This is a genomic window from Rothia sp. ZJ1223 (genome assembly GCF_016900985.1).
Lineage (GTDB): Bacteria > Actinomycetota > Actinomycetes > Actinomycetales > Micrococcaceae > Rothia.
Map to the genome: position 1 here is coordinate 275073 of NZ_JAFEUT010000003.1, position 13192 is coordinate 288264.

A 13192-nucleotide genomic window follows, 5' to 3' on the forward strand; every position below is an offset into this window, starting at 1 on the left:
CGGTCTTATGCGAAGAGGCGCACAGCGCTAACCCAGAGATAGAGTCTGAAGAAGCAAAGAGAAGCCCCTGCAACTTATCCCCCGCTCTCACCAGAAACCCTGTGGCGATTGGTAAAGTTAATACCAGAGCACACCACCGGTAGAAGAAAGAGCACCCTCACCATGTCAAAAACCCAGTCCCGCCGTGAAGCCCTAGAGCAGCGCCGCAAAAAAGATATCCGTAAGTGGGTTGCCGCAGGTGGAGCTGCTGTGGTGTTACTTGGCGGTGGTGCCCTTGCTTTTAATTTGCTGGACGATAGTTCTAGAAATTCTGCCCTCAAGGCGGCTACCGAGATTCCGGCAGAGTGCAGCACCACCCAGCGCATTAATGTAGCAGCGTCAGAGAAACTTGCAGCGATTATTGAGATGATTCCGGTAAGCGCCGAGGATTGTATCTCCCTTGAAGTTGATAGCAGCGCCTCCCCCACAGAAGTCGCGTCCAATATTATCGGCGGCGCTAACGTACCCCACATCTGGATTCCAGACTCATCGGTGCGTGCAATGCTAGAGCTACAGGGTAAGGCGGGGGTCACCACCATTACCGATTCGCTCGCTAGCACCCCAGCGGTTCTTATTTCTGACGAGAACATTAATTACAGTACTTGGTCTGACGCTGTGAAGGATGCTGATAATGTTTCGATGAGCGACCCCAAGGTGGACGGTGGCGCTTTTGCTTCTCTGATTTCTGTGGCGTCTGAGGTGGGCAACCAGAAAGCTTCGACAGAAGATCTTAAAGCCGGTTCGGGCTTGCGTGCGCAGACCATTGGTGTCGAAGCTCCGGTGAAGAGCGCTTCAGATCTACTCAGCGATGTCGATGCGGGCACCATTCCAGCTGCGGTTGTCACTGAAGCTGACTATGCCCAGTACGCCCTCGATGCTAAAAATCCCTCGATTTTGGTGTCGATTCCTTCTTCAGGCACCACTGTTTTGGATTACCCGCTGATGGTGCCCGATGTGAACGCTAGCAACTCAACGGTGACTACCGCCGCCCAGAAGATCGCCGATTTTGTTGCTTCCGAAGAGGGCAAGGATGCGTTGGCTGAGGCGGGTCTGCGTACTTCCTCCGGTGACATTTTGAGTGAAGAAACGTCGGTGGGTGAACCTACCCAGCTAGAAGTCGCTGACAAGGAGACCCTAACGAATCTGTGGACTGCCTACTCTTTGCAGTCAGCACCCTTGAACGGTTTGATTGTTATTGATTCCTCGGGTTCTATGGAAGAGCCTGTTGCTGGCACTGATAAGAACCGTATGCAGGTAACCACGGAGGCTGCTCTTGCCGGTTCGCAACTATTCCCGGCACGCGATTCATTGGGTGTTTGGGCTTTTGCGCGTGAAATCGGTGAGGACGCGCAGGGTGCCCCGACTGATTACAAGCAGCTCGCTCCGATTCGCGGTATTGAAGAGGAGGTTGAGGGTCGTACCCACCGCGAGGTCATTCAGCAGGTTGTCTCTGAGATGAGTTTCTACCCGAAGGCTCAGACCGGTCTGTACGATTCTTTGTTGGCTTCTTTCCGGGAGATGAAGGCTAATTACAAGCCCGGTGCCGCTAACGTGGTGGTGTTCATGACGGACGGCGCGAACTTCGATGAGGGTTCTATTAGCCGTGAAGATATGATTGCCGCTATTCAGGCGGAGCAAGATCCGAATAATCCGGTCTTGTTTGTGCTGATTGGTATTTCTGAGGACGCTGATCTGGAGGATCTCAAGACCATCGCACCGCAGATTGGTGGTCAGGTATTTGAGGCTGATAACGCTTCAGATATTCAGCGTGTGTTCCAGCAGGCGTTCTCTGCTGACGCGCCCGCAGCAACTGAGGAACAGCAGCAGGAGGCTGCGGCAGCTACCGAATAGATGTGTACTGCTAAGAATATTGGAACTGCCCCGGCTCTTTGGTGAGAGCCGGGGCAGTTTTGTGGTGTTGGCGAGGTGGAGATTTTCCGAACTCGTAAAGAAAGAAAAATCTTCGCCTAGATCCACGCGTTAGCGCGGAAGGTTATTTTTAGTGGAAGAAATGACGGCTTCCAGTGAAGTACATGGTCACTCCTGCTGCTTTAGCTGCTTCGATGACTTCTTCGTCGCGGATAGAGCCGCCGGGTTGCACGACGGCGCGGATACCTGCGTCCAGGAGTACCTGGAGACCATCTGCGAAGGGGAAGAAGGCGTCGGATGCTGCGACGGAGCCGCGGGCGCGTTCTGCGCCGTCTGCTAGGGTGTTGGCTCGTTCGACGGAGAGTTTGCAGGAATCGACGCGGTTGACTTGACCCATGCCGATGCCGACTGCTGCGCCGTCTTCTGCGAGCAGGATGGCGTTGGATTTCGCTGAGCGCAAGGCGCGCCAGGCGAAGGAGAGGTCGGCGAGGGTTTTGTCGTCTGCAGCCTCGCCTGCTACGAGTTGCCAGTTTTCAGGGTTGTCGCCTTCGGCGTGGAGGCGGTCGGCGTCCTGGATGAGTGCGCCGCCTGAGATGGGGCGGTGTTCGAGGGTGTCGCGGGCGAAGCCTTCGGGTAGCTGTAGGATGCGCAGGTTCTTCTTGAATTGCAAAATTTCAAGTGCTTCTGCGGTGTAGCCGGGGGCGATGATGACCTCGGTGAAGATGCCCTTGACGGTTTCTGCCATGGGGGCGGTGACTTCGCGGTTGGCAGCGATGACGCCACCGTAGGCTGAGAGGGGGTCGCAGGCGTGGGCTTTGGCGTGGGCGTCCGCAATAACGTCTACTGCATCTGCTGATCCGACGGCGATGCCGCAGGGGTTGTTGTGCTTGATGATGGCAACAGCGGGCTCGTCAAAGTCGTAGGCAGCGCGCAGGGCGGCATCACCGTCAACGTAGTTGTTGTAGCTCATTGCCTTGCCGCCGAGCAGGGTTGCCTGGGCGATGCCGGGGGCTGCTACGGCGTCGGTGTAGAGGGCACCTGCCTGGTGGGGGTTTTCACCGTAGCGCAGTGATTCAGCCAGCTCGTAGGAGTGACCAGCGAAGGGTGCCCAGGTGTGTTCGTCATCGGTTTCGAACTGGGTGGCAGTCCAGGTAGCAACCGCGGTGTCGTAGGCTGCGGTGTGGGCGAAAGCGGCGGATGCCAGGCGGCGGCGCTGCTTCAGATCAAAACCGCCGTTCTTGGCAGCTTCTACGACCTCGCCGTACTTGGCGGGATCTACGACGATTGCTACAGCGTCGTGGTTTTTAGCGGCTGCGCGTACCATGGAGGGACCACCGATGTCGATTTTTTCGATGATGGCGTCCTGGTCGGCACCCGATGCTACGGTGTCGACGAAGGGGTAAAGGTTTACAACGACCAGGTCGAAGGCTTCGATGTCCATCTCGGCGAGGGTGTCGATATGCTCCTGCTTGCGGCGGTCAGCCAGAATACCGGCGTGTACGCGCGGGTGCAGGGTTTTGACGCGACCTTCGAGGCATTCGGGAAAGCCGGTGATTTCTGAAACTTCAGTCACGGGGACGCCAGCACCTGCGATGGTGGAGGCAGTTGAGCCTGTTGAGACGATGGTGACGCCGGCTTCGTGCAGCCCCTGGGCTAGTTCTTCGAGACCGGTTTTGTCATAGACAGAGATAAGTGCGCGCTTTAGTGGTACGCGGTCTAGCTCAATGAGACTCACTGATACTCCAATGCTTATGCCCCTTTTTTCTTTGGGTTGGTGGGGCAGGTGGATGGGTTGTCGTGAGCCGGTTTTAGCCCCGGCCCGTGGCTGACCGTAACAGTCAAACTGTGGGGCATTTCAGGGGCTAGGCGGTAGCGAGCGTATTGATGGTCTCTACCAGTAGCTTGCGCTCTTGAACTTTGATGCGTTCGTGCAGGGTTTCTTCGGTGTCATCGTTATGCACAGCAACGGCGGCTTGGGCGAGAATCGACCCGGTATCAACACCAGAATCAACGAAGTGCACGGTGAGACCGGTAATTTTCACTCCGTGGGCTAGCGCATCACGCACGCCGTGTGCGCCAGGGAAGGAAGGTAGAAGCGCCGGGTGGGTGTTGATGATGCGCTGTTCAAAGTGCTGCACCAGTTGGGCATCTACGATGCGCATGAACCCTGCAAAGACGATGTAGTCGGGGGCGTAGGAGGCGATTTGCTCTTCGAGTGCGCGGTTCCATTGCTCACGGGTCTCGTACTGTGAAGGCTCCACGAGGAACGTTTCGATGCCGCTGTTAGCAGCACGATCAATGCCGGTACAGGGTTTATCTGCCCCCACCGCAACGATTTCAACGTTCAGTGTGCCTGCTTGTACTGCGTCCATCATGGACTGCAGGTTGGTGCCGGAGCCTGAAACCATAACAACTATGCGCATATATAGAAGAATACATGAGTGTTTTCACTCTGGCTGACTAACATTCTGGTGTGTGAGCGCCACAACGGGAGCCGGTTCTAGGCAACTAGGGCTTAGCGGTAAAGTAAGGGTATGTCTTACCCAACGCAGACTCCCCCGTTTGATGCCAAGCGGCAGGCTGAAAAGGTCACTGTGTGGCGTCGAGCCACGATTTTGCTGACTTTGCTTGCCCTGATGATTTTGCTGAATGCTGCGCAGTGGGCGTGGGTGAGCAGTGTGCTGTTTGTGCTGGCTATTGTGACTATTTCGATGACAATTGCCCGTTTGGCGCCGCTCAAGCCCCCGGTGTTTAGCTACATACTGTACTCGTGCATGATTTTATTCTGCGTGCTTTTGGCTTTTTCTTCAGCGGTCACCGCTCTCTTTTCGGGTGTTAGCGGCGAATATGCCCAGTGTACGCAGCAGGCAACCACTATTGCCCGCGCTCAGCAGTGCTCCACCGATATGGAAAACAGTCTGATGGACGCCCTGACCGGCAAATAGTTACTCTGCCGATTGACGGTATTTTTTAGCTTTAGGACGCCTGATAATCGGACGTTTTTTCTCGGCTGGTTCTGTTTCAGTTACCGGTTTTTGCGCTGCATTATCTTTTTGATCAGCGGCTGTTACTGATTCTGCGGGGCTCTCTACGACAGTCTCTACTGCTGCTACCTGCTGTTGGTCAGGATCCTCAGCATTATCTGCCGTCTTTTCTGAGCTCTCGTGTTCTTCTGCTCGTACAGAACCGGGCAGTTCCTCATCGGCAAATAAACGCGCAAACGGGTTATCCACCTTGTCAGGTGTATCTTGGGTGCCCGCTTCAACGACTTCGCCCTCAATCACGGGAGTTTCAAGAGAGTTGGCTGTGGAGCGGCGGGATCCCTTCTTCCAGAAAGTACCACTGCGCTGGTGATCGGAGCTTTTGCGGTTTGTGGCGGTACTCGCGAAGCGGTCTAGTTCAGAGGAGTTATCAAGTTCCGCAAAGGGCGCAACGATAGATCCCAGAAAAACACCGATTGCCATCAGGACGGCGGTATGTGCCGCAAAAAGCAGGGGGTCAGCACCGATATCGGTCAAGCGCCCCAAGCCCAAGGAGCCGTGTGCTAAAGCGCCAGTGATGAACGCCAGCACCCCGCTGAGTGCGCCCACGAGGATTGCTAGAAACAGGTGAGACAGTGGCCAAGAAAGCCAGCGGTAAGACAGTTTGAGAGAAAGCCACTCATCGAAGTGGTTTTCACCCTCCCTAAAGAACCACCAACCGGCGGCAAGACCCGCGATCACGGGCACCGACAGGACAAAAAGGCTCCACGGTTCAACCGGTTGCGGAAGGGCTGAAAGCAACGGCAAAGCCGGCATCAAACCCACATCGGTTGTTTGTAAATTGATCGTGGTTCCCTCACCGAGAGCAAACCCAGCGCCGGTTGACCATGACATCGCGTACACCACGAAGTTAGGCACAAAGCCCATCTGCAACAGGGTTATAGCGGTATCGCCCACCACCCCGGCGTGCAAGCTCTGGTAGGTGGCGATGACATCGTTCCAGTTGTAGATAAGCGCAACAGCAGCTAGTACCGCACCACCCACCACGAAGGCGAGGAACCCCACGACTACAGAACGCACCAATGCCCACACGTAAGATCCAGTCCACCGCGAATACTGGCTAAAACGCCGCACCCAGGTAGCAGCGTTTACACCGATCATGCGTGCCAAAGACCGTGACTCGTAGTAGCCACCTGCCACCGCACCGCATAGACCCACGGCAACAGTCATCAGCACTGATGTACTAAGAGGTGTGCTGATAAACGGGGTTGCACCCAAGAAACTTGCGGCAGCGGCAACCGCTGCGTAAAAAAACAAGCCAGAAACAATCGGCACCCAAAACTGCCCCTCGTAGGACGCCTGCGCCAACCGGCGTCCTGACCTGAAAGTCAGCGCCAGCGGAAGAAGCGTCAGACCCAGCGGAGCTAAACTCACCGTGCCTGCGATGGCCGCAAAAACCCCGTTCACCGGAATGTTCAGGTTTAAAGGGGCACCGTGCATCAGCAACCAAATATTTGATGCCACCTGCCCCGCGGTCACCAGACTTGAGCCATGAGCCAGATCGTTGGTGAGGGCAACTGCACCCACCAACAAAAACACAGCACACAAAGAACTGAAAGCAGCAACAAAAAACTCCACTATCCCTTGAAGCCACAAAGGCATAGGAATCGTGCGAGCTGGCGCGGTCTGGGGTGAGGAGGCAGGGGTTTTCATCCCTAACATCTTGTCATGAACTCCCCCACCGTGTGAGCTTCGAGCCACTATTTGAGGCGAAATACCCCCGTTTTTGTGCAAGTTCACACCGAACAGTTACTGTATGGCAGATAGAGTTGAACCACTATGACACTTTCTTCTGAACCTTTTGTACTGATTACCGGAGCCTCTGCTGGCATTGGCCGTGAGTTTGCCCGGCAATATGCCCAGCGTGGCTACCATCTGGTGATTCACGGTCGCAACCGTTCTGCGCTGGAGTCTTTAGCTCAACAGCTGACCCACCGCTACGGGGTGGAGGTTGAAATTCTTACCGCTGATCTAGCGGTGCCCCACGAGGTTGAACAGGTGACGGAACGCTTGAGTGACGCCGCCAAACCTGTAGAAATTCTTATTAACAATGCAGGGTTCGGCTTGGGTAAGGCTTTTGAGAACGCGAGTGTACACGAGCATGCGCAGCAGGTTGAGGTACTGGCGAAAGTTCCCTTGCAGCTCATGCACGTTGCCTGCCAGCAGATGCTCACCCGCGGTCGGGGCAGGGTTATTAATGTGGCATCGGTGGCGGCGTTCATGCCCAACGGCACCTACTCTGCGGTGAAGCGTTTTTTGGTGACGCTCAGCGAGTCAGCGCACCTGCAGTATGCACCCCGTGGCATTTCTGTCACCGCAGTGTGCCCCGGTCTCACCCGCACCGGGTTCCACGGAGCTATGGGGGTTGATGAACCCATGTTACCGGGCATTTTCTGGCTCACCCCCGAACAGATCGTACGCGAGGCTATCGACGCTAATCTGAAGGGTAAAGCAGTATGTGTTCCGTCACTGCCCTACAAGGTGTTGGTAGCGGTGCAAAAGATAATGCCCGCAGCTCTTGCCACCGAGCTGGTAGCGAGAACTCGCAATTACTAATGCACGGAAGGCTCTGTAGCTTTAGACCTCGAGGAAAGGGTTGCGAGCCTCCACACCCCACTGACGGTAAACCTCAGCTTTAGAACTTGCAATCTCTAGATGGTGGACGGTGGCAGTCGCCGCCATCAGCCCCTCTAGAGCAGCAGTGGGTAGAGGCGTTGCCGTTGCAGAACCTACAGCGTGCAACTTCACTTCAGCGTGACGTCCTGCCCATTCCAAAGCAACCGCAGCGTCAATATCAAGAACGTGTTTGCCGAACCTATCTACCAGTTCAGCGATCCACCGCTCGGTCTCGGCATACGGGTAAAGTCCCTTCAACTCGCCCAAGCTCAACACCGAAATGTAAAGCACCTTATACGAGTTGCGCCGTAAGAAAGCTACAACCTGCGGGTTGGGTTCTGCCTTGCGAATCTCGGCAAGAACATCAGAATCAAGCAGTAAACCGGCTGCGCTCATGCTGCTTTCAGTACACCGTAGTCAGTGGAGGGAATACCGGCAGGGTTAGGGGCGAGCAAGAAATTCAGGAACTCCCCACGAGCATTTGAGATGCGGGTGTAATCCTGAATGCTAATCGCAGAGTAACCCCCACGTGCAGGAACAGAAGCAGATACCAAATCCCGTGCAAAAGATTCGGTAGGGCGGATTGTTGTTGTAGGCATTGCCATGTTGCGCAGAAGATACCGCGCATTCCTTTCGAAACGCTGCTCTTGCCTGTACCAATCGTGACGCATGTATGCGTGAATACAGACCGCTTCGTCATCCGAGCCACCCGTGAACATGGGGTTGGCGTTCAACTAAAGTCGGAGCTTGTCAGTTGAAACTCTTGAAGCTGTTTCAATCATGGCAAGGCGCACAGAAATTTGCAAGTGTTTTTGTCAAAAAATCTTCGCAGAGCCTGCGATGCAGCTTCGATGGTTGCGCTCAAGACTTGACCGCCGTGCGTACACCTTACCCGTTATATACGCCCATCATCCGCTTGATACGGGCATTTTTTCGGTTGCCAGCTACCTACGCCACAGAAACACGCCTAAAGATACGCATGTCTAATTTCACAAACAGGGCACATTGTAGTTATCTAGAAATTGTTCCTACACTTGTAAGATATTCTTTATTCTTTTACCGAAGGTGGATTTTCACATGAAAACACTCATGCACCGCGCCTTAGCAACAGCTGGCGTACTCTCAGTGGGTGTTTTATCAGCGTGCGGAAACATGAACGCTGAGGCGGACGCGCCTGCGTCCCTGAATACCGCAGGAATAGCCCAAGCAGATGCCAATGAAATTGCGGGCATTATTCCTACCCAATCGCAAATTTCAGATAAAGAAACTTTTAGCTATTTAATTGCTAATCCCATTATTGAAAAATTTGAACCTCAGTCATGGTTCAAATCCTCCCCCCGCAATGCCCTGTGGAACGCCGATCAGCTCACTGACAACGCAACAGCTATTCAAGAAAGCATTGACCGTTGTGCAGCCTACGAGCAAGTAGCGCCCGGTCTGATCGCCACGCCCTCAGAAGACTGGCTCGTGTCTTCCATTGACCGTCGAGAAATCCTGATCGGTCAAAGCGACGTTAACCAGATCGCCGGGTACAGCCAAGTGGTTGCTACCCCCTCAGCAAGCGATGCTGCCAACCTTTTTGCCGAAATCAAAAACCAAACCAATTCCTGTTCTAACGCTCTCAAAGCTGTTTACCCTCAAGCTGCTGACCAGTACTCCTTGCGGTCGCCTTCTATTGACCCACAGAGCGGCACAGTAACACTCGCTGGCACCTACCGCGGGCAGAAATTCCAACTCTCAGTGACCCACCGAGACCGCTACCTGATTTCCACCTGGTTCAAGACCCAGGTCTCCCCCGAATCTGATGTACGAAAGCCCACCGGAACTATTCACTCCCTGGCAGTGAGTAACGCAGAGGCAATACCCGCCAAAGCAGAATCAAAATAAACCGCACGAAACGCCCACGCTACCGCGCTTATCACTGAGCGTAGTAGCGTGGTGTTCTGTTAAGACCCTTACTTTGAAAGGATGCTCGTGGAGTCCTCGCAGCCCTTCCCCGATATTCCGGTGACAGCACCAACCATCTTGAGGCAGGTAGGGCACGGGGCGTACACCCGCGGGCAGGGCTACATGCGGCAAGGGCAAGTGCAGCGTTACAGCTTCGACTCCACCCCCCGCGTCCTTGCAGGGAAAGTTAGTGGCAGCGGCGCTCAAACCTATGAAACGAGCGTTACCTTTCCAGCAACCGCGATCCCCGGTTCTTTGGCTTTTTCTAGCTACTGCTCCTGCCCGGTAGGGTACGACTGCAAACATGCTGTTGCGCTCATGCTGACCGCTATTGATCGCTCCACCAAAGCAAAAAAGGCGATGACCACCTCATCCCCCACCTGGAACACCGGTGCGCTAACAGAAACTGTGCAAGGGGCTGATGCCGAAAAAACTACCGCCGGAGACATCTCTACCCTTCTTCACCGCGCTTCAGACCTACCGGCAGCTGACTCAGCCCTGCCCACGTGGCGTCGTGCCCTCTCCCACACTCTAGCGGCGCGTCCGCACTCGGGTCTGCGCGAAACATCGCAGGTAGCGGGTGCTCTCGAACTCAAAATTAATGTTCCCGGACGCTTTGCCACCGGTGTCACGAGCGCCACAGCCGCCCCCGCCCAGCTCTTTGCGCGCCCCATGATGAAAGGCTCCAGCGGCAAATGGATCAAGGGCGGTCTCAGTTGGGAAACCTTCATGCAACGCGGCCTTCAGGGCTTCGCGCAGACCTCGCTCTACACTGAACACGAACAGTGGTTCACCGATTTCTACGCGGTCGTGCGCCCCGCGCAATCCGCTTACACCTCGCACAGGGACTGGGTGAATCTCTCCCACACCAGCTCTACCCTGCTCTGGCAGTTGCTCTCCCAAGTAGCCGAGATAGGGTTGGTCTGTGTGCTCGACGGGCAAGAAATCACCCTTGCTGTTGCCGATACCCCAACGGTGTACCTTGACGCCCACTTCACCGACGACCAAAACACTCTAGTGCTGACGCCCATACTGAGCTGGCACAATTTCTCTCTGTCTGCCGCGCACTTCCATAAACTAGGCGAACCGCGTCAAGGTTTTCTGGCACTGGGGGACGCGGCACAGACCGTCTACTCCCGCGAAGCCGCCCACGCTCAACTCGAGAGACTGGTCCCAGCAGCACTCACCAGCGAGAACCTACCAGGTGAGCTAGAGAGCGAGGACGCACCTGCCGCCTTTACCTCGTCCGCTGACCTCGTCTTTGTGCCCCTCGACGAACCCCTCACCTCAGTTGCCGAATCACTCATCGCCACCGAGCCACTAGAGATTCCCGCCAGCGAGATTGATGCCTTCTACCGAGACTTCTACCCTGAACTGGCCCGTTCAGTACCGCTGATCTCCCACGATGAACGCCTCACTCTGCCAGCGCTCGCTCACCCCGAACTGGTGCTTTTTGTAGATTTTGCTGAACAAGCTACCCCCGCAGCACGCACCGTGTGGCAGTGGGCGTACCCCAAAGACCCACTACAGACGGTTCCTGCTGATAACAGCGGTTCCGCTGAAGACACCCACATTTTCCTGCCCGCGCTGGGCTACCCCGGTGAAAACCACGCCAGCGTGCGAGACACCGCCTTTGAAGCCCGCGTCCTGAAAAAAGTAAAGACAGTTCGCCCGGCGGTACCCTTCACTAAACACCGTTGGGAGGGGTGGAATACGCGCGTCCTCGTCGATGAAGCACTGCCCGCTCTAGCTGAGATTGACGGGGTACACATCGAAGTCACCGGTGAGATCCCCACCTTCAAAGAGCTAGATACTGAACCAGAAATTACCATTCGCGTGGACGATACCGGCAGGCGCGACTGGTTTGGTCTGGGTATCGCCGTGAAAGCGGGCAACTGGTACGTAGGTTTCTCTGAAATCTTTGCTGCCCTGGCACAGGGGCAGACCCACATGCTCTTGGGAGATGGCACCTATTTTGCTCTCAATCGCCCCGAGTTTTTGAAACTACAAGAACTAATTATTGAAGCAAGCACCCTCAACGAACGCGGCGGCAACAAAGAACTCACCATCACCCGCCATCAGGCAGGGCTCTGGGAAGATCTCGAAGAACTCGCCTCCACCGTAGAAACCACCCGTGCGTGGGAAGAGCACATCAGCGCCCTGCTTACCAAGGAGCAGACGGACGCACCCTCAGTACCCCCGCAGCTACAGGCAACCCTGCGCCCCTACCAGTTAGAGGGTTTCCACTGGCTGAGTTTTCTATGGCAGGCACAGCTCGGCGGTATTCTTGCCGATGACATGGGTCTGGGTAAAACCCTGCAAACAATCGCGCTCATCGCCCACGCTAAGCACTGGTGGCAGCAGGACGCCGCAGACGCCGAAGGTGAGCAACAGGATTTCGCTCCCTTCTTGGTGGTTGCGCCGACCTCGGTAGTGCCCAACTGGATCAGCGAGGTAGAGCGGTTCGCACCGCATCTGAAGGTCGTGGGCATCAGTGCCTCCCAAGCAAAATCTAAGACCCCCCTAGCGCACACTATTACCGGGGCTGACGTTGTCATTACCTCCTACGCCCTGTTCCGTATTGACGAGCAGGCGTACGCAGATGTGGGCACGCCAGTTCCCTGGAACGGGCTCATTCTCGATGAGGCGCAGTTCGTCAAAAACGCAAAAACCAAAGCGCACCGCATCGCCCGCGAACTCCCCGCCCGCTTCAAGCTAGCGGTCACCGGCACTCCCCTAGAGAATAACCTCATGGAACTCTGGTCAATGTTCTCTATTACTGCCCCAGGGCTCTTTCCCTCAGCACGAGCCTTCAAAGACTACTACGCCACCCCGATTGAGTCGGGCGAAGAAACCGCTGCCCTGGGCAAACTGCGCTCACGGGTGCGTCCGCTCATGCTACGCCGCACCAAAGAACTCGTAGCAGCCGATCTACCCGAGAAAAACGACCAGCGCGTCAATGTTCCACTCGCAGCAGCTCACCGTAAAACCTATGACACCCATTTGCAGCGCGAACGTAAAAAGATTCTGGGCTTGGTCGAAGACTTCGATAAGAACCGCTTCACCATCTTCAACTCGCTGACCGCCCTGCGCCGACTGGCACTGGATGCCTCACTCATTGATGCCGAAAAGTACGCTGAGGTGCCCTCATCGAAGCTGGATTATCTAGAAGAGAACCTGCCCGAAATCGTTGCCGAGGGGCACAAGGCACTGATTTTTAGCCAGTTCACCAGCTACCTGAAGCTCATTGCTACCCGGTTGGAGACCCTGGGCATCGATTATCTCTACCTTGACGGTACTACGCGCGATCGCGCGTCCGCACTTGAGGCGTGGAAAGAAGGACGCGCGCCGGTTTTCTTGATTTCGCTCAAGGCAGGTGGTTTTGGGCTCAACCTCACCCAGGCTGATTATGTGTTCATCATGGACCCTTGGTGGAACCCTGCCGCCGAAGATCAGGCGGTCGACCGCGCTCACCGCATCGGGCAAACCAAGAACGTGATGGTCTACCGGTTAGTGTCAGCGGGCACCATTGAAGAGAAGGTCATGGAACTCAAAGAGTCTAAGGCTGCACTCTTTGACGCGGTGGTGGATGACGGGCAGTTCTTCAGCTCCCGGTTGGATGCCGCCCAGGTACGCCAGCTGCTAATGGGCGGGGAGTAAAGCAGCAACGCGCATCCTGT

10 protein-coding genes and 1 riboswitch are annotated in these 13192 nt (G+C 55.6%); of the genes, 5 read left to right on the top strand and 5 right to left on the bottom strand.

The window, feature by feature from the left end; all coding sequences use genetic code 11:
* The first annotated feature begins 162 nt into the window (after positions 1-162).
* Positions 163-1890 carry a substrate-binding domain-containing protein gene (locus JTP09_RS05530; protein ID WP_204877450.1) on the top strand — a complete coding sequence of 576 codons (1728 nt, stop codon included), beginning with the start codon at positions 163-165 and terminating at the stop codon, positions 1888-1890.
* Positions 1891-2038: 148 nt separating this feature from the next.
* Here JTP09_RS05530 and purH read toward each other — a convergent pair whose 3' ends face one another.
* Together purH and purN are read right to left on the bottom strand one after the other, a co-directional pair.
* Positions 2039-3643 carry a bifunctional phosphoribosylaminoimidazolecarboxamide formyltransferase/IMP cyclohydrolase gene (purH, locus tag JTP09_RS05535; protein WP_204877451.1) on the bottom strand — a complete coding sequence of 535 codons (1605 nt, stop codon included), beginning with the start codon at positions 3641-3643 and terminating at the stop codon, positions 2039-2041.
* Between the two features lie 127 nt (positions 3644-3770).
* Positions 3771-4331, bottom strand: coding sequence for a phosphoribosylglycinamide formyltransferase (gene purN / locus JTP09_RS05540; protein WP_204877452.1), 561 nt, complete (start codon positions 4329-4331; stop codon positions 3771-3773).
* Positions 4332-4442: 111 nt separating this feature from the next.
* On the opposite strand from purN, the gene JTP09_RS05545 reads away from it, so the two are divergent.
* Entirely contained in the window at positions 4443-4853 is a 411-nt protein-coding gene (locus tag JTP09_RS05545) for a hypothetical protein (protein ID WP_204877453.1), read from the top strand.
* Here the strand turns inward: JTP09_RS05545 and JTP09_RS05550 are convergent, their stop codons facing one another.
* A complete protein-coding gene (locus tag JTP09_RS05550) occupies positions 4854-6602 on the bottom strand; it encodes a DUF6350 family protein (RefSeq protein WP_204877454.1) in 1749 nt (582 codons plus the stop codon). It abuts the gene before it with no gap.
* Positions 6603-6728: 126 nt separating this feature from the next.
* On the opposite strand from JTP09_RS05550, the gene JTP09_RS05555 reads away from it, so the two are divergent.
* On the top strand, positions 6729-7505 hold the full coding sequence (locus tag JTP09_RS05555) for an SDR family oxidoreductase (RefSeq protein WP_204877455.1): 777 nt from the start codon (positions 6729-6731) through the stop codon (positions 7503-7505).
* 21 nt (positions 7506-7526) lie between these two features.
* On the opposite strand, the gene JTP09_RS05560 is transcribed toward JTP09_RS05555, so the two are convergent.
* Together JTP09_RS05560 and JTP09_RS05565 are read right to left on the bottom strand one after the other, a co-directional pair.
* Entirely contained in the window at positions 7527-7961 is a 435-nt protein-coding gene (locus JTP09_RS05560) for a plasmid stabilization protein (protein WP_204877456.1), read from the bottom strand.
* Positions 7958-8164 carry a nuclease PIN gene (locus JTP09_RS05565; RefSeq protein WP_239478825.1) on the bottom strand — a complete coding sequence of 69 codons (207 nt, stop codon included), beginning with the start codon at positions 8162-8164 and terminating at the stop codon, positions 7958-7960. The genes JTP09_RS05560 and JTP09_RS05565 overlap by 4 nt, the downstream gene beginning before the upstream one ends.
* 39 nt (positions 8165-8203) lie before the next feature.
* Positions 8204-8334: riboswitch (SAM riboswitch) on the bottom strand.
* A 308-nt stretch (positions 8335-8642) separates the two neighbouring features.
* On the opposite strand from JTP09_RS05565, the gene JTP09_RS05570 reads away from it, so the two are divergent.
* A complete protein-coding gene (locus JTP09_RS05570; protein WP_204877458.1) occupies positions 8643-9452 on the top strand; it encodes a hypothetical protein in 810 nt (269 codons plus the stop codon).
* A gap of 87 nt (positions 9453-9539) precedes the next feature.
* The gene (locus JTP09_RS05575; RefSeq protein WP_204877459.1) at positions 9540-13172 is read left to right on the top strand and encodes a DEAD/DEAH box helicase; all 3633 of its coding nucleotides are present in this window, start codon (positions 9540-9542) and stop codon (positions 13170-13172) included.
* Positions 13173-13192: the final 20 nt, after the last annotated feature.